The organism is Methylobacterium sp. C1 (assembly GCF_001854385.1).
Taxonomy (GTDB): domain Bacteria; phylum Pseudomonadota; class Alphaproteobacteria; order Rhizobiales; family Beijerinckiaceae; genus Methylobacterium; species Methylobacterium radiotolerans.
Genome location: NZ_CP017640.1, coordinates 2750363 through 2769887 on the forward strand (window position 1 = coordinate 2750363; position 19525 = coordinate 2769887).

Annotated in this window: 12 protein-coding genes; 4 read left to right on the forward strand and 8 right to left on the reverse strand. The window is 72.2% G+C overall.

The genetic code is table 11. The features are described from left to right. Positions 1-60: 60 nt before the first annotated feature. The 8 genes from cysG to BKE41_RS12800 form a co-directional block, all read right to left on the reverse strand. Positions 61-1533, reverse strand: coding sequence for a siroheme synthase CysG (gene cysG, locus BKE41_RS12765; RefSeq protein WP_043374000.1), 1473 nt, complete (start codon positions 1531-1533; stop codon positions 61-63). Between the two features lie 203 nt (positions 1534-1736). Then, positions 1737-4433, reverse strand: coding sequence for a nitrate reductase (locus tag BKE41_RS12770; protein WP_070999493.1), 2697 nt, complete (start codon positions 4431-4433; stop codon positions 1737-1739). An 88-nt stretch (positions 4434-4521) separates the two neighbouring features. Then, on the reverse strand, positions 4522-6126 hold the full coding sequence (locus tag BKE41_RS12775) for a sulfite reductase subunit alpha (RefSeq protein ID WP_043073722.1): 1605 nt from the start codon (positions 6124-6126) through the stop codon (positions 4522-4524). Next, entirely contained in the window at positions 6123-7940 is a 1818-nt protein-coding gene (locus BKE41_RS12780) for a NirA family protein (RefSeq protein ID WP_070999494.1), read from the reverse strand. The genes BKE41_RS12775 and BKE41_RS12780 overlap by 4 nt, the downstream gene beginning before the upstream one ends. A 10-nt stretch (positions 7941-7950) precedes the next feature. Next, positions 7951-9219: an FAD-dependent oxidoreductase gene (locus BKE41_RS12785; protein ID WP_070999495.1), complete on the reverse strand. Its 1269-nt coding sequence runs from the start codon at positions 9217-9219 to the stop codon at positions 7951-7953. Between the two features lie 559 nt (positions 9220-9778). Next, the gene (locus BKE41_RS12790; protein ID WP_024830047.1) at positions 9779-9958 is read right to left on the reverse strand and encodes a hypothetical protein; all 180 of its coding nucleotides are present in this window, start codon (positions 9956-9958) and stop codon (positions 9779-9781) included. A 127-nt stretch (positions 9959-10085) separates the two neighbouring features. Beyond that, a complete protein-coding gene (locus tag BKE41_RS12795; RefSeq protein WP_012319269.1) occupies positions 10086-11087 on the reverse strand; it encodes a CmpA/NrtA family ABC transporter substrate-binding protein in 1002 nt (333 codons plus the stop codon). Further along, complete coding sequence (locus BKE41_RS12800) at positions 11084-11671, reverse strand: ANTAR domain-containing protein (RefSeq protein WP_012319270.1); 588 nt, start codon at positions 11669-11671, stop codon at positions 11084-11086. The genes BKE41_RS12795 and BKE41_RS12800 overlap by 4 nt, the downstream gene beginning before the upstream one ends. A gap of 222 nt (positions 11672-11893) precedes the next feature. Here BKE41_RS12800 and BKE41_RS12805 point away from each other — a divergent pair, with 222 nt between their 5' ends. The 4 genes from BKE41_RS12805 to BKE41_RS12820 all read left to right on the forward strand — a co-directional run bounded on the left by BKE41_RS12805 (position 11894) and on the right by BKE41_RS12820 (position 19496). Continuing rightward, complete coding sequence (locus BKE41_RS12805) at positions 11894-12496, forward strand: hypothetical protein (RefSeq protein ID WP_070999496.1); 603 nt, start codon at positions 11894-11896, stop codon at positions 12494-12496. A 108-nt stretch (positions 12497-12604) separates the two neighbouring features. Next, complete coding sequence (locus tag BKE41_RS12810; RefSeq protein ID WP_012319272.1) at positions 12605-14494, forward strand: glycoside hydrolase family 15 protein; 1890 nt, start codon at positions 12605-12607, stop codon at positions 14492-14494. Continuing rightward, a complete protein-coding gene (gene tkt / locus BKE41_RS12815; RefSeq protein WP_070999498.1) occupies positions 14491-16566 on the forward strand; it encodes a transketolase in 2076 nt (691 codons plus the stop codon). The genes BKE41_RS12810 and tkt overlap by 4 nt, the downstream gene beginning before the upstream one ends. A gap of 83 nt (positions 16567-16649) precedes the next feature. Further along, entirely contained in the window at positions 16650-19496 is a 2847-nt protein-coding gene (locus BKE41_RS12820) for a bifunctional transaldolase/phosoglucose isomerase (RefSeq protein ID WP_070999500.1), read from the forward strand. Positions 19497-19525: the final 29 nt, after the last annotated feature.

Sequence of the window (19525 nt, forward strand, 5' to 3'; positions counted from 1 at the left end):
GCCAGAGGGCGTGGCGCATACCGTCCGGCGGGCGGACGACGCCGCCCACGCCATCCGGCCTCAGACCGCGACGCGGTTCTGCTCGGCCTGGGCCGGGAGCGCGCCCCGCATCTCCGAGAAGGCCTCGCCCACCATCAGGAGCGCCGGACCGTCAAGGCCGGCCGCCTCGACCCGGTCGGCGAGGTCCGCGGCCGTGCCGCGCAGCGCCTGCTGGTTCGGGCGGGTGGCGTTGAACACCAGCAGCGCCGGCGTCGCGGGCGCCAGGCCCTCCGCCACGGCGCGTGCGAGCAGCGCCCGCAGGGTCCGCTTCGGCATGTAGACCACCGTGGTGACGCTCGGATCGGCGAGCGCGCCCCAGTTCAGATCGTCCGGCAGGGCGCCGCGGCGGTCGTGGCCGGTGACGAATTGCAGGCGGCGCGCGGCGTCGCGATGGGTCAGCGACAGGCCCAGGGACGCCGCCGCACCCTGCGCGGCCGAGACGCCCGGAACCACGGTCACCGGGATGCCGGCGGCCCGGCAGGCCTCGATCTCCTCGCCCGCCCGGCCGAAGACCAGCGGGTCGCCGGATTTCAGCCGCACCACCTGCTTGCCGGAGCGGGCGAGCTGCACCATCAGCGCGTTGATGTCGTCCTGGCGGCAGGACGGGCCGTGGCCGGTCTTGCCGACCAGCATGGTGCGGGCCTCGCGGCGGGCGTAGTCGAGGATCTCGGGGGCGACGAGGTCGTCGTAGAGGATGACGTCCGCGTTGCGCAGCGCCCGCAGCGCCTTGAGCGTGAGGAGCTCCGCGTCGCCGGGGCCGGCCCCGACCAGCGCCACGGCGCCACCCTTCGGGGCGGTCTCGGTCTCGCCGAGCAGCTCGGCGAGATCCCGCTCCGACGGCGCCCGGTCGGGCTCCGCGAAGGCCCGGTCGGTGAAGCGCTCCCAGAAGAGGCGCCGGTCGGCGAAGCCGTGGAAGCGAGCGGTGACGCCGTCGCGCCAATCGCGGGCGGCCGCGACCCAGCGGGCGAACCCGCGGGGCAGCATCGCCTCGATCCGGGCACGCACGGTCTGGCCGAAGACCGGGGCGGCGCCCTCGGTCGAGATGCCGACCACGAGCGGCGAGCGGTTGACGATGGCGCCGAACTTCACGTCGCAGAGGTGCGGCCGGTCCACCGCGTTGACGATGGCGCCGGCCCCGCGGGCGGCCGCCACGAAGGCGACGCACTCGGTTTCGTCCTCCATCGCGCCGATGCAGAAGGCCGCGCCCCAGAGGTCGTCCGGGCTCCAGGCGCGTTCGTGCAGCTCCACCCGCCCGTCGACGATCTCGCCCGGCACGGCGCGCAGCTCCTCGCCGGGCTCGGGCGCGTAGACGTCGACGTGGGCGCCGGCCGCGGCGAGGACCTTGACCTTCCAGGGGGCGCCGCCCGACGCGCCGGCGAGGACGACCCGCTTGCCGCGGAGGGGCACGAAGACGGGCAGCACCGCCAGCGGCTCCAGGCCGGCGGCCTTCGTCTCGCGGGGGGCGCGGGCTGCGCGCAGGGGGGTCTCGGTCACGGGCCTGTCCTGGATCGTCGCGAACCGGCCACTCCCGTCCGCCCCCTCGCCCCGAGGAGCCGCGCAGCAGCCTCGAAGGAAGGCTCCAGGGATCGCGCGGCCGGCTGGAGGGCTCCTTCGAGGCCCGCGGACGCGGTCACCTCGGGATGAGGGGATCGGATTGGATCACCCGGTCCGTCCTTGCCGGTGAGTGTATCAGATAATCACGCGGCGCGGGCGGTCTGCCCGGTCAGCATCTTGCGGATCTCCGGTATGCAGGAGCCGCAGTTCGTGCCGGCCTTGCAGGCTGCGCCCACCGCCTCCACGGATGCGGCGCCCCCGGCAATGGTCGCGGCGATGACGTCGGCGCCGACGCCGTGGCAGGCGCAGACCACCGGGCCCGCCGAGGCGGTCGCCGCGCGGCCCGAGAGCAGCGCCCGTCGTTCGGCGGCGCCGGGCGCCTCGGCGGCGAACAGGGCCTTGGCGGCTTCCCAGTCCGGCCGTTCCCCGGCGGGCGCGTAGGCGAGGCAGGCGACGAGGCGGTCGCCGTCGTAGACCGCGCAGCGGTAGCGGTCGCGGGCGTGGTCGGCATATTCCGCCAGTTCGCAGCCCGACAGCGCCTCGCTCTGGATCAGCCCGCGGACCGTCAGCGCCACCGCCCGGGAGCTGTCGGCGGTGGCGAATTGCGCGCCCCAGCCGCCGGTGATCGCGGCGCGCGCCCACCACCAGCCCTCGGGCATCGCCACCTGCCGGCGCGTCAGCAGGAAACCGCGGGCGCGGTAGCCGACGGAGGCGATGGCCGCCGGGGTCGCCTTGAGTTCGGGCTGACCGGAGACCGGGTCGGTCATGCCGCGCACCAGCGCGCCGACCCGGGCCCGCGACGCGAAGGCGCCGCCCCAGTGCATCGGCATGAACAGGCTGCCCGGCACCACCGTGTCGGTGACCGTCACTTCCAGCTCGGCCGCGCCGTACGCGGTCGTCAGCCGGGCGATGTCGCCCTCCACCAAGCCGTGGGTCGCCGCGTCGTCCGGGTGGACCTCGACGAACGGGACGGCCCGGTGCGCCGAGAGGCGCTGGCTCTTCCCGGTGCGCGTCATCGTGTGCCAGTGGTCGCGGACCCGGCCGGTGTTGAGCATGAGCGGGAATGCCGTCGAGGCCGCGAGCGCGAGGGCCGGCGGCTGCACCGCGACGAAGCGGGCGCGCCGGTCGAAGGTGTAGAACCGGCCGTCGCCGAACAGACGAGCCTTGCCCTGGGTGGCACCCCGGAGGCCGGAGCGTTTCGGGATCGGCCACTGAACCGGCGGGGCCGCGTCGTAGGCGGCGTCGCTGATGTCGGTGAGCGCGCCGAGGTCGAAGTCGCGGGTGCCGTTGTTCTCGTAGGCCGAGAGCCCGGCATGCTCGCGGAAGATCGCCGCGGCGGAATCGAACGCGAAGGCCCGGCCGTGGCCGAGGCGGCGGCCGACCTCGGCCAGCGCCGCCCAGTCCGGCCGCGCCGCGCCCGGGCTCGTGAGGAAGCGGCGCTGGCGCGAGATCCGGCGCTCGGAATTGGTGACGGTGCCGTCCTTCTCGCCCCAGGCCTGGGCAGGCAGCAGCACTGTGGTCTTGCCGCGACCCAGGGCGGTGTCGGAATCCGCCACTGCCTCGGACACCACGTAGAGGTCGAGGCCGGCGAGCGACGCGCGGATCGCGTCGGCGCGCGGCATCGAGACCAGCGGGTTGGTGCCCATGACCCAGAGGGCCTTGATCTTGCCCCGGGCAATCGCATCGAAGAGCGCCACCGCCTTCATCCCCTCGCCGGTGATGATCCGCGGGGCGCCCCAGTAGCGGCGCACCCGGTCCACCTCCTCGGGGGTGAAGTGCATGTGGGCGGCCAGCATGTTGGCCAAGCCCCCGACCTCGCGCCCGCCCATGGCGTTCGGCTGGCCGGTCAGGGAGAAGGGCCCCATCCCGGTCTCGCCGATGCGGCCGGTGATGAGATGGCAGTTGATGATGCTGTTGCCCTTGTCGGTCCCCTGAGCCGACTGGTTCACCCCCTGCGAGAAGGCCGTGACGACCCGGCGCGTGCCGGCGAACAGGGCGTAGAAGGTCGCGATGTCGGCCTCCGCCACCCCGGTGACGGCGGCGACCGCCGCGAGATCCGGCGCGATCTGGCGGGCGCGGTCGAGGGCGCCGTCGAGGCCGGCCGTGTGGGCATCGACGAAGGCGCGGTCGCGGAAGCCGTTGTCGGACAGGTAGACCAGCAGGCCCGCGAACAGGGCGGTGTCGGAGCCGGGCCGGATGCCGAGGAACAGGTCGGATTCCTGCGCGGTCTGGGTGCGGCGGGGATCGATGACCACGAACTTGGTGCCGCGGCGCGCCTTGGCGTCGGCCATGCGGCGGAACAGGATCGGGTGGCACCACGCGGTGTTGGAGCCGACCAGCACGATCAGGTCGGCCTCGTCGAGATCCTCGTAGCAGCCCGGCACCGTGTCGGAGCCGAAGGCCCGGCGGTGGGCCGCGACCGCGCTCGACATGCAGAGCCGCGAGTTGGTGTCCACGTGCGGCGTGCCGATGAAGCCCTTCGCGAGCTTGTTGGCGACGTAGTAATCCTCGGTGAGGAGCTGCCCCGACAGGTAGAAGGCGATCGCGTCCGGCCCGTGCTCCGCGGCGACCGCGCCGAGCTTCTTCGCGACGGTGTCGAGAGCGGCGTCCCAGGAGACCTGGGCGCCGTCGACCTGCGGGTGGAGCAGGCGGTTCTCCAGCGACAGGGTCTCGCCGAGCGCCGAGCCCTTCGAGCACAGGCGGCCGAAATTGGCCGGGTGCTCGGCGTCGCCCGCGATCGTGGCGCCGCCCTGGCCGTCCGGGGTCGCGAGCACGCCGCACCCGACCCCGCAATAGGGGCAGGTGGTCCGCACCGTCGGCGCCGCCACTGGCTGGGTCATGGCTGGATCCTCGAAGGGTCGTCCTGGGCGGGAGCAAGCGCCGCGCCGCATCGCCCTCCCCCGGCACAGGGGGGAGGGTTACCGGTGCTCAGTAGACGTCAGCCTGATACCGCCCGGCCTTCTTGAGCGCCGCGAGGTAGGCCACCGCGTCCTCGGGGCTCTTGCCGCCGAACTGCGCCGCCACGTCGATGATCGCCCGCTCGACGTCCTTGGCCATGCGCTTGGCGTCGCCGCAGACGTAGAAATGCGCGCCGCCCTCGAGCCACTTCCACAGCTCGGCGCCGTTCTCGCGCATCCGGTCCTGGACGTAGGTCTTCTCCGTGCCGTCGCGCGACCACGCCAGGGACAGGCGGGTGAGCACCTTGTCGTCCTTCAGGCTGTTCAGCTCGTCCTTGTAGAAGAAGTCGCTGGCCTGCCGCTGGTGGCCGTAGAACAGCCAGTTGCGGCCCGGCGCCCGCGTGGCGGCGCGCTCGCGCAGGAAGGCCCGGAACGGCGCGATGCCGGTGCCGGGGCCGCACATGATCACGTCCTTCGCCAGGTCGGCCGGCAGGCCGAAGCCGTGCGCCTTCTGCAGATAGACCTTCACCTTGGTCTGCTCGGGCAGGCGCTCGCCCAGGTGGGTCGAGGCGACGCCGAGCCGCAGCCGCGAGCGGTGATTGTAGCGCACCGCGTCCACCGTCAGCGACACCCGGCCGACATCCATCTTCGGCGAGGACGAGATCGAGTAGAGCCGCGGCTGGAGCTCGTCCAGGGCCTCGAGGAAGACCTCGGCGTCGGGCCGCGCGCCCGGGAACTTGTGGAGCGCGCCGAGCACGTCGAGATAGGCGGCGTCGCCGTCCGGATCCTCGCCGGAGGCGAGCGCCTGCGCCTTCTTGCGCGCCGCTCCGGAGGTGAGCAGCGACAGGAGCTGGTAGAGGTTGTCGGGCGCCGCGCCGAGCGCGTAGTTCATCAGCAGGTGCTCGCGCAGGGTCTTCTCGCCGATCACCCGCTCGGGCCGGGCGCCGAGCTCCGCGATCACGGCGTCCACCAGCGCCGGGGCGTTGGCGGGGAACAGGCCGAGGGAGTCGCCGACCTCGTACTGGATCGGCGTGCCGTCCAGGCCGATCTCGATGTGCCACGTCTCCTTCTCGCCGCCCGGATCGTTGAGGCGGCGGCGGGACAGGAACAGCGCCTCGACCGGGTTCTCGCGGCAGTAGCCGAGCGGGCCCAGATCGGCCGCCGCCTTCGGGGCGTCGTCGTCCGCCTTCGGGGCAGCCGGGGCGCCTCCGGCGGCGCCGAACTCCTCGTCGAGCTTCTTGAGCATGCGCAGGGTCTCTTTGCCGCCGGGCTGGCAAAGGTTCAGGCGCGCCTCGTTCTTCAGGAAGATCGCGTTGGCGTAGTCGGCGCAGTTGTAGCCGCACTGGCCGCAATCCTGCTGGGCCATGGCGGCCATCAGCTTCTGCGGCTCGGGCCGATCCTTGGCCATCTCCATCCGCTCGCCGATCGGCACGGAGGGGTCGTGCCAGGGGGCGTCGTCGTTGTCGGCGAGCTTCGGGCCGCTCGCGGGAGCATCGCCCGGCGCCAGCGCCGTGGCACCCGCGGCGGAGGGGCCGAGCAGGGCCGCGAAGTAGCCCGAGAGCCAGGCGCGCTGGTCCTCGTTGAAGGGCGCGGTCTCGGGGATCAGGACGAGGGGGGGCGAGACGTGCTGGGTCATGCGGCGGCCTTCAGGGCGGGCTGGTCCTCGGCGGCGTCGCGGAGCGCCTCCGCGCCGGTGCGGCTGGTGAAGGCCTGGAAGCTCTCCTCGGGGCCCTGGCGGAGGGCGAGGTAGGCGCGCAGCAGCGCCTCGACGCGGGCGGGCGCGTCCTCGGCCTTCACGGCCTTCCAGATCTCGGTGCCGATCTTCGGGTTCTCGGCGAAGCCGCCGCCGACCACGACGTCGTAGCCCTCGACGGTGTCGCCCTCCTCCGAGACCACGACCTTGGCGCCGATCAGCCCGATATCGCCGATGTAGTGCTGGGCGCAGCTGTGATGGCAGCCGGTGAGGTGGACGTTCACCGGCACGTCGAGGTTCGGCACGGCCTTCTCGACGTGGTCGGCGATGATCAGGGCGTGGCCCTTGGTGTCGGAGGCCGCGAACTTGCAGCCCCGCGCGCCCGTGCAGGCCACGAGGCCGGAGCGGATGCCCGCGGCCTTCGTGGTGAGGCCGAGCGCTTCCACGCGGGCTTCCACCTCGGCGACCTTCGCGTCCGGAACCCCGGAGACGATGAAGTTCTGCCAGACGGTGAGGCGGATCTGGCCGTCGCCGCACTCGGCCGCGATCTTCGCCAGCGCCCGGACCTGATCGCTGGTCATCTTGCCGACCGGCAGGACGACGCCGATCCAGTTGAGGCCGGGCTGCTTCTGGGCGTGGACGCCGACATGGGCGAAGCGGTCGGTGGGTTTGCGCGGGGCCACGTGCTCCGGCGCGACCCGGTCGAGCTTGCGGCCGAGCTTGTCCTCGACGGCGGCGAGGTACTTGTCGAAGCCCCAGGCGTCGAGGACGTACTTCATCCGGCTCTTGTTGCGGTTCGTCCGGTCGCCGTTCTCGATGAAGACGCGGATGATCGCGTCGGCGACGGCGTTGCAATCCTCCGGCTTCAGGACGATGCCGGTGTCGCGGGCGAGGTCCCGGTGGCCCGAGATGCCGCCGAGCACGAGGCGCATGTAGATGCCGGGCGGCACGGCGGCCCCGTCCAGCACCTCCACGGCCTGGAAGCCGATGTCGTTCGTCTCCTCCAGGGTCGGCATGACGCCGCTGCCGTCGAAGGCGACGTTGAACTTGCGCGGCAGGCCGTAGAGGGAGCGGTCGTTCAGGATCCAGTTGTGCCAGGACTTGGCGAGCGGGCGCGTGTCCAGAAGCTCCTGGGCGTCGATGCCGGCGGTCGAGGAGCCGGTGACGTTGCGGATGTTGTCGGCGCCCGCGCCCCGGGCCGTGAGGCCGATATCGGTGAGCCCGTCGAGGAAGGGCTGGGCGTGCTCGGGATCGATCTCCCGCACCTGCAGGTTCGCCCGGGTGGTCACGTGGACGTAGCCGCCGCCGTGCTGGTCGGCGAGGTCGGCGACGCCCGCGAATTGCCAGTGGTGCAGGATCCCGTTCGGGATCCGCAGCCGGCACATGTACGAGACCTGGTTCGGCGCGACCCAGAACATCCCGTGGTAGCGCCAGCGGAAATTGTCCTCGGGCTTCGGCTGCTTGCCGGCGGCGGCCTCCCGGATGAGGCGGTTGTGGCCGTCGAACGGGTTCTCGGCGCGCTTCCACTTCTCCTGATCGCAGAGCTTGCCGCCGTCCCGGACGGTCCGGTCCTGCGCCTTGATGTGGATCGCGTCCGGGCCCGTGGGCTCGGCGGGCGGCGCGGCCGCCCCGGCCCCGCCCGGGGCGAGGCCGCCGGTCAGGCGGACGGCGGCGATGCCGGAGGCGAAGCCCTCGAGGTAGCGCTTCTGCTCGGCCTCGAACGCGCCCGCGGCGCTCTGGGTGGTGGTCTCGGACATCCGCGCCTCCTCAAGCAGCGAGCGGCTCGGGCGCGGGGCGCCCGAACATCAAGTCGTCCACGTTCTCGATCGGGGCGCCGGAGCGGATCAGGCCCTTGCAGGCGCCCTGCTCGGCGATGTCGCCGACGAACACCGCGCCGATCAGTCGGCCGTCGCGCACCAGCAGCTTGCGGTAGAGGCCGGCACCGGGATCGGAGAGCACGATCGCCTCGGCATCGTCGGGCGTGTCCACGATCCCGGCCGAGAAGACCGGCAGGCCCGACACCTTCAGGCTCGTGGACAGGGCCGTGCCCCGGTACTCGGCCGCCTCGCCGGCGAGGTGGCGGGCGAGCGTGTCGGCGTGCTCGTAGGCGGGCTCGACCAGGCCGTAGATCTGGCCGCGGTGCTCGGCGCACTCGCCGAGCGCGAAGATGCGCGGGTCCGAGGTCGTCATCCGGTCGTCGACCGTGATCCCCCGGCCGATCGCCAGCCCCGCGGCCTGGGCCAGCGCCACCGAGGGGCGCACGCCCACCGACATCACCACGAGGTCGGCCGGGAGCGCGGTGCCGTCCGCCAGGACCAGGCGCTCGACCCGGGACGCGCCCTCGACGCGGGCGGTGTCGGCCTCGAGGATGACCCGCACGCCGCGCGCCTCCATGGCGCGCTTCACCAGCCCGGCGGCGTGGTGATCGAGCTGGCGCTCCATCAGCCGGTCCATGACGTGGAGCAGCGTGGTCTCGACCCCGAGGCGCGCGAGCCCGACCGCCGCCTCGAGGCCCAGGAGGCCGCCGCCGATGACGACGGCCCGGGCGTGCCGGACGGCCGCCGCGCGGATCGCCGCCACGTCGGCGAGGTCGCGGAAGGTGATGACGCCCGGAAGGTCCATGCCGGGCTTGGGCAGGCGGATCGGCAGGGAGCCGACCGCGAGGACCAGCCTGTCGAAGGGCACGACGTGGGTCTCGCCCACGATGACGAGCCCGTTCTCCCGATCGATCTGCGTCACGGGCGCGCCGGTGATCAGGCGGATGCCGTGATCCGCGTACCAGTCGAGGCCCCGGAAGGCGCAGGCCGCCTCGTCGACCTCGCCGCCGAGCAGCGAGGAGAGCAGGACCCGGTTGTAGGCGGCCGTGGGCTCGGCCCCGATGCAGGTGATGTCGTAGCGGCCGGGCGCGGCCTCGGTCAGCCGCTCCAGGAAGCGCAGCGAGGCCATGCCGTTGCCGACGACGACCAGCCTCTCGCGCGGCGGGCCGTTCCCGGCGCGCGCGTCGTGTCCGCGTGTGTCCTTAGGGGATGTCGCCATCGCTCGATCGCGTCTGGAACCTCGATTGCAGGGTCGTTGGCGGACCGCCCACGAAAAAGCCGCTGCCGGTCTTCTCCCGGCAGGCTTCAGCCTCAGGGAGAACCGGATCAGCGGCCTCGCTGACGGCGCTGTCCGTCGCCGTTGACGGACGCGGGGGGTCTAGCAGGTTCCGTGCCAGACGGCGGCCGGCCCGCGAGGGGCGCGCGGATTGTCAGGACCGGCGGCGCGCTCGGTGCTCGGCGGCGGGTCGGAGCGGCGGCTGCGGCACTGCACAAAAACTGTGCGACCCGTCGCGAAAGCGATCAGGCGCGGACCGGACTGCCGGTCGGGACTGTGGACGGTCGCGCGCGTGCGGGACGCGCGAGGTCGAAGGGGTCACGCGCACGGTCGATCGTGCCGTCGGCGCGCGGGGTGTGGCCGGCAGCGCCGCGCGCGTGGATGCTCTGTGCGGATCTGGTCAGGTCGCACGACCATGCCGCCGCGCGAAGCTCCCATGTTCGCGAGACGGAGCCACAGCTTCGCAATACAGGTGATCTGCGGGTGCCTGGCCGGCGATCCGTTACAGGAGCGTCGACAGCATCGCCAGAAGGCCGAGCGTCGGCATCGCGCCGGCGGCCAGGACCCAGTACCACGCGTGGTGCGCGCCGGCCCGACGGTTGTCGTTGCAGGCGCGGGGCACTCGGCCGCCCCGGGTCACGTAGCGTCGAAGCTCGACCCGCCCGCGCGGATGCGAGATCAACGATCCAGTTTCGAGTTTGCGGCATCCAGGCATGGCGGAAGCACAACGGGCGAGCCTGCCCGACGTTCCGCCACTGTTCGCACCGATACCGCGGGTCGGTGACGAACTGCGGGAAGTGTCGCCGCCCTCAGGAATCCGCGACCGCCGCCCTGTAGAGATCCGGCCTGTAGACCGTCGCGATCGCCGCCGCGATGTCGAGATCCGCGGGGAGCTGCCGCGCCGCGCGCATCTGCTCCAGCAGCCACCGGGCCTGCGCGGCGCGCGGCTCCTCGACCGCCGCGCCGAAGCGGATGCGCGGGCCCGGCTCGGCGGACGCGTCCGGATCGCCGGCGAAGGCCCGCCCGACCAGGGCGGGATCGAGGTCGAGGTAGGTCCGGCGGGCGAGGCGATGGATCAGTTCGGCCCGGTTCTCCGGATCGGCGCACCAGCGTCCGGCCCGGGCGACCGCCCGCACCAGCGGCAGGATCGCGCCGTCGAGCCGCGCGGAGACGGCCAGCACCTTCTCGGTCGCGTTCGGCGCCAGGGCGCTGCCGTGGACCGCGATCCGCCCGTGGCCGGCCGCGGCCGCCACGTCGTTCCAGGGCGCGCCGGCGCAGAACCCGTCCACCAGGCCGCGCGCCAGCGCCTCCACGCAATGCTGCGGCGGGACCACGACCGTGCGGAAAGCCGCCGCGTCGAGGCCGCCGGCCTCGGCGAACAGCCGCAATTGGTAGCTGTGGCACGAGAAGGGATGCACCGTGCCGAGCGTCAGGGGGCTGCCGGCGCGGAGCCGCGCCTGCGCCACGCCCGCGAAGGCGCGGGCGACGTCCGCCAGGGCCTCGCCGTCCGGGTCCATCGCCGCCCAGAGGGTGCGGGACAGCGTGACGGCGTTGCCGTCGGTGCTGAGCTGGAGCGGCACGATCAGGTCGGAGGGCGGCCCCGACAGGGCGAGCCGGCTCGCCAGCGCCAGCGGCGCCAGCATGTGCGCGCCGTCGAGATGGCCCAGCGCCAGCCGGTCGCGCAGCGTCGCCCAGGAGGGCTCGGCGGTGAGGTCGAGGTCGAGCCCCTCGGCCCGGGTGAAGCCCAGTTCGTGGGCCGCGATCAGCGGGGCCGCATCGCAGAGCGGAACGTAGCCGAGCTGGAGCCTCATCCGAGCAGGTCCGCGGTGGTGACGATCGCCCGGGCGATGTCGGCGATCTTGCGCTTCTCGTTCATGGCCTTGCGGCGCAGCTGCTTGTACGCCTCGTCCTCGGACAGGCCCTTCATGGTCATCAAGATGCCCTTCGCCCGCTCGATCAGCTTGCGATCGGCGAGTTCGCTCCGCGCCTCCGTCAGTTCGCGCTGGAGGCGCGCGAAGGCGTTGAAGCGCAGGATCGCGATGTCGAGGATCGACTTGATCCGTTCCGCCCGCAGGCCGTCCACAACGTAGGCGGAGATCCCGGCATCGACGGCGGCCTGCATCATGGTCGAGTCCGAGCGGTCGACGAACATCGCCACCGGCCGCTCGACCTGCCGGGAGACGCCCGACATCTGCTCCAGGATGTCCCGGCTCGGGCTCTCCAGATGGATCACCACCACGTCGGGCTTGAGGGCGGCGACGCGCTCCATGAGGTCGGCGGTGTCGGGAATCACGACCACGCGCCCGATCCCGGCGGCGCGCAGGCCCTCTTCCAGGATCGCCGCGCGGGCGCGGCTCGGGTCGATCACGGCGACGGTGAGATTGGTCTCAGTCATCTTGGCCCGGTACGGGGCGGGTCTTCTTCTGGAGGCCGGCCCGGCGCGGGCCACCGGACGCTAAGCAAGGCCCGTGCCCGCGACGCGCCCGTCGGCGGACGTTTCCGCGGTATCCCGTCCCGCGGCACCAGTAACCGCCGCGCAAAGAAATGGTCCAGCTTCCGCCGCAATGCTAACCGCACTCTGCAGACCTCGCGGCGGTCATGGAGATCGGTGATTCGGATGCGCAGGCCAGACCAGCCCGCCCTGACGGACGCCGCCCACGGCCGCGTGTCCATGCCCTTCCTGCCGACGCTGGCCGTCGTGGCGGTCCTGGGCGTGGCCTCGCTGTACTGCCCGAGCTCGAAACCGGTACAGCCCGGCGCCCGGGCCGAGGCGGGCGTGTCCGCCGCTCCCGGACCCACGGATTTCGCGCCGATGGCCGCCATCGCGGCGCCGGGCCGCCCGCCCGCCGTGATCGCGTTCGCCGAGCAGTACCCGCTCGACGCCGTGATCGCGCGGACGTGGTCCCTGCCCGCCCGTCCGGCCGTGGCCGCCCGCGCGACCTCCCACGTCGCGGCCGCGGGCCGGCGCGCCTGCCCGGGCCGGCGCTGCCCCGAGGCGCCGCGCAGCAACCCCGATCCCATGGCGCCCGCGCGCGCGGCGGCCGCCGATGAGGCCGAGGACACCCTGCTCCCGTCGCAGGCCCTGCCCTTCGCGGCCTCGGTGGTGGAGACCCTGGTTCCGGCCGCTCGGGCCGTCGGTGACGCGGCGACTCTCGTGCGCAGCGGCGCGAAGGCGGTCCAGGGCACGGTGGCCCTGGCCGTGGCCGACTGCCTGCGCTGACCGCACCCGGCGGCGGGCGTCCGAACCTCTGGATCTCGTGACCGGACGTCCTAGGTGCGTCGCAGCGGACGGCCCGGACTGCCGGCCGCGGACCGGAGCCGGGGCCGGATGGCTGCACGCATCGAGGATTACGCGCTCGTCGGGGATTGCCGCAGCGCCGCGCTGATCAGCCGGCAGGGCAGCGTGGACTGGTTGTGCTGGCCGCGCTTCGACGCGGCCGCCCTGTTCACCAGCCTCCTGGGAACCGAGGCGCACGGCTTCTGGAAGATCTTCCCCGAGGCCGAGAACGTCGAGACCCGCTGGTCCTACAGGCCGGGCAGCCTCGTGCTGGAGACCCGCCACACCACGCGCCAGGGCGAGGTCCTGGTCACGGATTTCATGCCGGTCGGCGACGGGGCCCATCTGGTGCGGCTCGTGGAGGGCGTGCACGGGCGCGTCGCCATGCGGATGGAGATGGCGGTCCGCTTCGATTACGGCTCGGCCGTGCCCTGGGTCTCCCGCTCGGAGCTGGGCGACCTGCGCGCCGTCTCGGGCCCCCACAAGGTCGTGCTGCGCACCGACGTCCATCTCAAGGGATCCGACGCGCAGACGACGGTGTCCGAGTTCACCGTCCATGCCGGCGAGAAGCACCGGTTCGTCCTGAGCTACGGCCCCTCGCACGAGGACGATCCGCCCCCGATCGAGCCGCGCAAGGTCCTCGAGGCCACGGACCAGCACTGGCGCGAATGGTCGTCGCGCTGCACCGGCGGCACGCGATGGGACCGGATGCTCCAGCGCTCGCTGCTGACCCTCAAGGCGCTGATCTACGAACCCACCGGCGGCATCGTGGCGGCGCCCACGGCCTCCCTGCCGGAGGGGCTCGGCGGGATCCGGAACTGGGATTACCGCTTCTGCTGGCTGCGCGACTCGACCCTGACGCTGATCGCCCTGATGGACGGGGGCTACATCGACGAGGCGCGCGACTGGCTGGGCTGGCTGCTGCGGGCCGTGGCGGGCAATCCCGAGCAGGCGCACATCCTCTACGGCATCGCCGGCGAGCGGCTGCTGCCCGAGATCGAGCTCGACTGGCTGCCGGGCTACGAGAACTCGCGGCCGGTCCGGATCGGCAACGCCGCAGCCAGCCAGTTCCAGCTCGACGTCTACGGCGAGCTGTTCGACGCGCTCTATCAGGCCCATGCCCGCGGCCTGCCGGTCAGCAAGGACGGGATACGGGTCGGCCTCGCGATCCTGAACCACCTGGAGAAGGCGTGGCGCGAGCCCGACGAGGGGATCTGGGAGGTGCGCGGCGGCCGTCGCCACTTCACCCACTCGAAGGTGATGGCCTGGGTGGCGTTCGACCGGGCCCTGCGCATGCACGAGATGCACGAGAACGGCGCCACCGACGCGCAGGCCGCGCGCTGGCGCGCGATCAAGGACGAGATCCACGCCGAGGTCTGCGCGAAGGGCTTCGACCCCGCCCTCAACAGCTTCGTGCAGTCCTACGGCGCGAAGGCGCTGGACGCGAGCCTGCTGCTCATCGCCCATACCGGCTTCCTCCCGCAGCACGATCCCCGGGTGGTCGGCACCGTGGAGGCGATCGGCAAGGGGCTGATGCGGGACGGCTTCATCCTCCGCTACGAGACCGAGGGTCAGACCACCGACGGGCTGACCGGGACCGAGGGGGCTTTCCTCCCCTGCACCTTCTGGTACGTCGACAACCTCATCGGCCTGGGGCGGCGCGACGAGGCCGGGGCGCTGATCGAGCGCCTGATCGGCATCTGCACCGATCTCGGCCTCGTCAGCGAGGAATACGACGTGCAAGCCAAGCGTCTTGTGGGTAACTTCCCTCAGGCGTTCACCCACGTCGCCCTCGTCAACACGCTCCTCAGCTATACGCGCGGCGAAGGGCCGGCGGATCGGCAGGGTGGTAAGGCCAACGGAGCTCCTCCCGCCGTCCTACGGCAGCGCGAAGCCGCGAAGCGGACCGCGCGAGGCGAACTGGAAGACGCGACATCATGAGCGGTGCTGACACTCCCGCCAAGGCGGCCCTCGCTGAGATCGATACGCTCAGCATCAACACGATCCGGACGCTCGCGATCGACGCGGTGCAGAAGGCCAATTCCGGCCATGCCGGCGCGCCCATGGCGCTGGCGCCGGTCGCCTACACCCTGTGGAACCGCTACCTGCGCTACGACCCGGCGCATCCGCACTGGCCGAACCGCGACCGGTTCGTGCTGTCCTGCGGCCACGCCTCGATGCTGCTCTACGGGCTCCTGCACCTCGCGGGCGTCGCCGAGAGCGACGGCGGCAACGCCCCGGCGGTGTCGCTGGAGGACATCAAGAAGTTCCGCCAGCTCGACAGCCGGACCCCGGGCCACCCGGAATACCACTTCACCACCGGCGTCGAGACCACCACGGGCCCGCTCGGCCAGGGCGTCGCCAACTCGGTCGGCATGGCCATGGGCAGCCGCTTCCTCGGCCAGCACCTGAACCGGCCGAACCTGCCGCTGTTCGACTACAACGTCTACGCCGTCTGCTCGGACGGCGACCTCATGGAGGGCGTCGCCTCGGAGGCCGCCTCGCTGGCCGGCCACCTGCGGCTCGCCAACCTCTGCTGGATCTACGACGACAACACCATCACCATCGAGGGCCACACGGAGCTGGCCTTCGGCGAGGAGGTCGCGACCCGCTTCCTGGCCTACGGCTGGCAGGTGCTGCGCGTCGCCGACGCCAACGACGTGCACGCGCTGGCGGGCTCGATCGAGACGTTCCTCGCGACCAACGACCGGCCGACGCTGATCATCGTCAAGTCGGTGATCGGCTACGGCGCGCCCAAGAAGCAGGGGACCTCGAAGGCCCACTCGGACGCGCTCGGCGAGGACGAGGTGAAGGGTGCCAAGCGCGCCTACGGCTGGCCGGAGGACGCCCAGTTCCTCGTGCCGGACGGCGTGCAGGAGAACTTCCGCGATGGGATCGGCAAGCGCGGCGCCGGCCTCTACGACGCGTGGCAGGGCCTGCTCGCCAAGGCGAAGGAAGCCGATGCCGCCCACGCCGAGGACCTGAACGCCTTCCTGGAGGGCCGCCTGCCGGAGGGCTGGGACAAGGACATCCCGGCCTTCGAGCCGGACGCCAAGGGCCTCGCCACCCGCGAATCCTCCGGGAAGGTGCTGAACGCCATCGCCCAGCACGTGCCGTTCCTGCTCGGCGGCTCGGCGGACCTGGCGCCGTCCAACAAGTCCAACCTGACCTTCGAGGGCGCGGGCTCGTTCGGCCCGTTCTCGCCGGGCGGCCGCAACCTGCATTTCGGCGTCCGCGAGCACGCCATGGGCTCGATCGTGAACGGGCTCGGCCTCTCCGGGCTGCGGGCCTACGGCGCGACCTTCCTGGTCTTCGCCGACTACATGCGCCCGCCGATCCGGCTGGCCTCGCTCATGGAGCTGCCGGTCTTCCACATCTTCACCCACGACTCGATCGGCGTGGGCGAGGACGGGCCGACCCACCAGCCGGTGGAGCAGCTCCTGTCGCTGCGCTGCATCCCCGGCCTCGTCACCCTACGCCCGGCCGACGCCAACGAGGTCGCCGAGGCCTACCGGGTGATCTTCACGCTCCGGAACCAGCCGGCCGTGCTCGCGCTGTCCCGCCAGCCGCTGCCCACGCTCGACCGTACGAAGTACGGCGCGGCCTCGGGCACCGCCAAGGGCGGCTACGTGCTCGCCGACTGCGACGGCACGCCCGACGTGATCCTGCTCGCCTCGGGTTCCGAGGTGCAGCTCTGCGTCGGCGCCTACGAGGCGCTGAAGGCCGAGGGCGTGAAGGCCCGGGTCGTGTCGATGCCGTCCTGGGACCTGTTCGAGCGGCAGGACCGAGCCTACCGCGACGCGGTGCTGCCCCCCGCCGTCAAGGCGCGGGTCGCCGTCGAGCAGGGCAGCGTCATCGGCTGGGACCGCTACGCCGGCTCCGAGGGCGCGGTGATCGGCATGCACACCTTCGGCGCCTCGGCGCCGATCAAGGATCTCCAGACCAAGTTCGGCTTTACCCCCGAGAAGGTCCTGGACGCCGCGAAGGCGCAGGTGGCCAAGCATAAGAAGTAGCCCGGGGGCCTGCTCTCCCGCCCAGTCGGGGCGGGAGAGCGCGTTCGGGCGCGAGTACGCGGTACGCGAGACGAGGAATCGACATGAACGCGCTCAAGGCCCTGCACGACGAACAGGATCAGGCGGTCTGGCTCGACTTCGTGGCCCGCGGCTTCATCGCGAAGGGCGAGCTGAAGCAGCTCGTGGAGCGCGACGGCCTGCGGGGCGTCACCTCCAACCCGTCGATCTTCGAGAAGGCGATCGGCCACTCGGACGAGTACGACGACAGCCTCAAGGCGGTGCAGGCGACCGGCGACAGCCGCGTCATCGACCTCTACGAGGGGCTCGCCATCGCCGACATCCAGGCGGCCGCCGACGTGCTCCGCCCGGTCTACGAGGCGAGCGACGGCGCGGACGGCTACGTCAGCCTGGAGGTCTCGCCCTACCTCGCCCTCGACACCGAGGAGACGTTGGCCGAGGCGCGGCGCCTGCACAAGGCGGTGTCCCGCGACAACCTGATGGTCAAAGTCCCGGCGACACCGCAGGGCATCCCGGCGATCCGGCAGCTGACCAGCGAGGGCATCTCGATCAACGTCACCCTGCTGTTCTCGCAGGAGGCCTACGAGGCCGTGGCGCGCGCGTTCATCGACGGGCTGGACGAGCGCGCGAAGGCCGGCCACGACGTCTCGCGCATCGCCAGCGTGGCGAGCTTCTTCATCAGCCGCATCGACGTGCTGGTCGACAAGCTGCTGGACGAGAAGATCGCGGAGGCCAACGACCCCGACGAGAAGATCGCCCTGGAGCAGCTCAAGGGCAAGGTCGCGATCGCCAACGCCAAGCTCGCCTACCAGCGCTACAAGCGCATCTTCGCCGAATCCAAGTGGACGGCGCTCGCCGAGAAGGGCGCCAAGGCGCAGCGGCTGCTCTGGGCCTCCACGGGTGTGAAGAACAAGGCCTATTCCGACGTCCTCTACGTCGAGGAGCTGATCGGCCCGAACACCGTCAACACCATGCCGCCCGCCACCATGGACGCGTTCCGCGACCACGGCGTGGTGCGGGCGACGATCGAGGAGGACGTGCCGGGCGCCGAGGCCGTGATGGCCAAGCTCGCGCGGACCGGCATCGACATCGAGACGATCGCCGAGCAGCTGGTTCGCGAGGGCGTGCAGCTCTTCATCGACGCCGCCGACAACCTGCTGGGCGCCGTCGCCGGCAAGCGCGCCGCGCTGCTGGGGCACCGGCTCGACGGCCAGAGCCTCGCCATGGACGACACCCTGGCGGCCGAGGCGAAGAAGGCCGTCGAGTCCTGGCGCGCCAGCGGGTCGATCCGCCGGCTCTGGGCGGGCGACGCCTCGGTCTGGTCCGGCCACGACGAGGCGAACTGGCTCGGCTGGCTGCACATCGTCGAGGAGGAGCTGGAGAAGGCCGCCGACTACGCCGCCTTCTCCGACTGGGTGAAGGCGCAGGGCTTCACCGACGCCGTCGTGCTCGGCATGGGCGGGTCGAGCCTCGGCCCGGAGGTCCTGAGCCTGACCTACGGCCAGCGCGAGGGCTTCCCCAAGCTCCAGATCCTCGACTCGACCCACCCGGATCAGGTGCGCGCCCTCGAGGCGAGCATCGACCTGGGCAAGACCCTGTTCATCGTCGCCTCCAAGTCCGGCTCGACGCTGGAGCCGAACGTCTTCCGCGACTACTTCCTGGCCCGCGCCAAGGACGTGCTCGGCGACCGGGCCGGCGACCATTTCGTGGCCGTGACCGATCCCGGCTCCGACATGGAGCGCGCCGCGCAGAGCGATAAGTTCAAGAAGATCTTCTACGGCGTGAAGCAGATCGGCGGGCGCTACTCGGTGCTCTCGGCCTTCGGCCTCGTGCCGGCCGCCGCCATGGGCCTCGACGTGAAGGCGCTCCTCGAGACCGCCCGCATCATGGTCCGCTCCTGCGGCCCGGCCGTGCCGCCGGCCGTGAATCCGGGCGTCCTGCTGGGCACGGCCATCGGCGCTGCGGCGCTCGCCGGCCGCGACAAGGTGACGATCGTCGCCTCCCCGGCGATCGCGAGCTTCGGCGCCTGGGCCGAGCAGCTGATCGCGGAATCGACCGGCAAGCAGGGCAAGGGCCTCGTGCCGGTGGACGGCGAGCCGGTCGGCGTTCCGGCGGTCTACGGCCACGACCGGTTCTTCGTCTACCTCCGCCTCGACGGCAACGCCGAGGCCTCGCAGGACGAGGCCCTGCGCGCCCTGGAGCGGGACGGCCACCCGATCGCCCGCATCACCCTCGACTCGATCGAGCAGCTGCCGCAGGAATTCTACCGCCTGGAGATGGCGACCGCGGTGGCCGGCGCGGTGATCGGGATCAACCCGTTCGACCAGCCCGACGTCGAGGCCAGCAAGGTCGAGACCAAGAAGCTGTTCGCCGAGGCCGAGGCGAAGGGCGCCCTCCCCGCCGAGACGCCGCTCTTCTCCGACGACGCGATCGCGCTCTACGCCGATCCGCGCAATGCCGAGGGTCTGCCGCAGGCGACCGACGGCCTGGAGGCCGCGCTCAGGGCGCAGGTCGCGCGGCTCAAGGACGGCGATTACCTCGGCCTGCTCGCCTACGTGCCGCGCGATGCCGAGGCCGCCGGCATCCTCCAGGAGGCGCGGATCGCCGTGCGCGACGCCCGCAAGGTGGCGACCTGCCTCGAGTTCGGGCCGCGGTTCCTGCACTCCACCGGCCAGGCCTACAAGGGCGGCCCGGATACCGGCGTGTTCCTGCAGATCACCGCGGATCCGTCGCAGGATCTCCCGATCCCGGGCCGGTCCCTCGGCTTCGCCACGGTGGTGGCCGCGCAGGCACGGGGCGATTTCGCCGTGCTGGCCGAGCGCGGCCGGCGGGCGCTGCGGGTCCACATCAAGGGCGACCTCGAGGCCGGGCTGAAGCGCGTCGCGGCCGCCCTCAAGGCCGCGGTGGCGTAGGCGCACCTTTCCCCCTCCCCGGTTTCAGG

What these genes read in the sequence shown, in the direction of transcription:
- tkt (WP_070999498.1), top strand. Translation starts at nt 14,491, where the DNA reads ATGAGCGGTGCTGACACTCCCGCCAAGGCGGCCCTCGCTGAGATCGAT.
- BKE41_RS12800 (WP_012319270.1), bottom strand. Translation starts at nt 11,671, where the DNA reads ATGACTGAGACCAATCTCACCGTCGCCGTGATCGACCCGAGCCGCGCC.
- BKE41_RS12775 (WP_043073722.1), bottom strand. Translation starts at nt 6,126, where the DNA reads ATGACCCAGCACGTCTCGCCCCCCCTCGTCCTGATCCCCGAGACCGCG.
- BKE41_RS12805 (WP_070999496.1), top strand. Translation starts at nt 11,894, where the DNA reads ATGCGCAGGCCAGACCAGCCCGCCCTGACGGACGCCGCCCACGGCCGC.
- BKE41_RS12795 (WP_012319269.1), bottom strand. Translation starts at nt 11,087, where the DNA reads ATGAGGCTCCAGCTCGGCTACGTTCCGCTCTGCGATGCGGCCCCGCTG.
- BKE41_RS12820 (WP_070999500.1), top strand. Translation starts at nt 16,650, where the DNA reads ATGAACGCGCTCAAGGCCCTGCACGACGAACAGGATCAGGCGGTCTGG.
- BKE41_RS12785 (WP_070999495.1), bottom strand. Translation starts at nt 9,219, where the DNA reads ATGGCGACATCCCCTAAGGACACACGCGGACACGACGCGCGCGCCGGG.
- BKE41_RS12770 (WP_070999493.1), bottom strand. Translation starts at nt 4,433, where the DNA reads ATGACCCAGCCAGTGGCGGCGCCGACGGTGCGGACCACCTGCCCCTAT.
- BKE41_RS12810 (WP_012319272.1), top strand. Translation starts at nt 12,605, where the DNA reads ATGGCTGCACGCATCGAGGATTACGCGCTCGTCGGGGATTGCCGCAGC.
- BKE41_RS12780 (WP_070999494.1), bottom strand. Translation starts at nt 7,940, where the DNA reads ATGTCCGAGACCACCACCCAGAGCGCCGCGGGCGCGTTCGAGGCCGAG.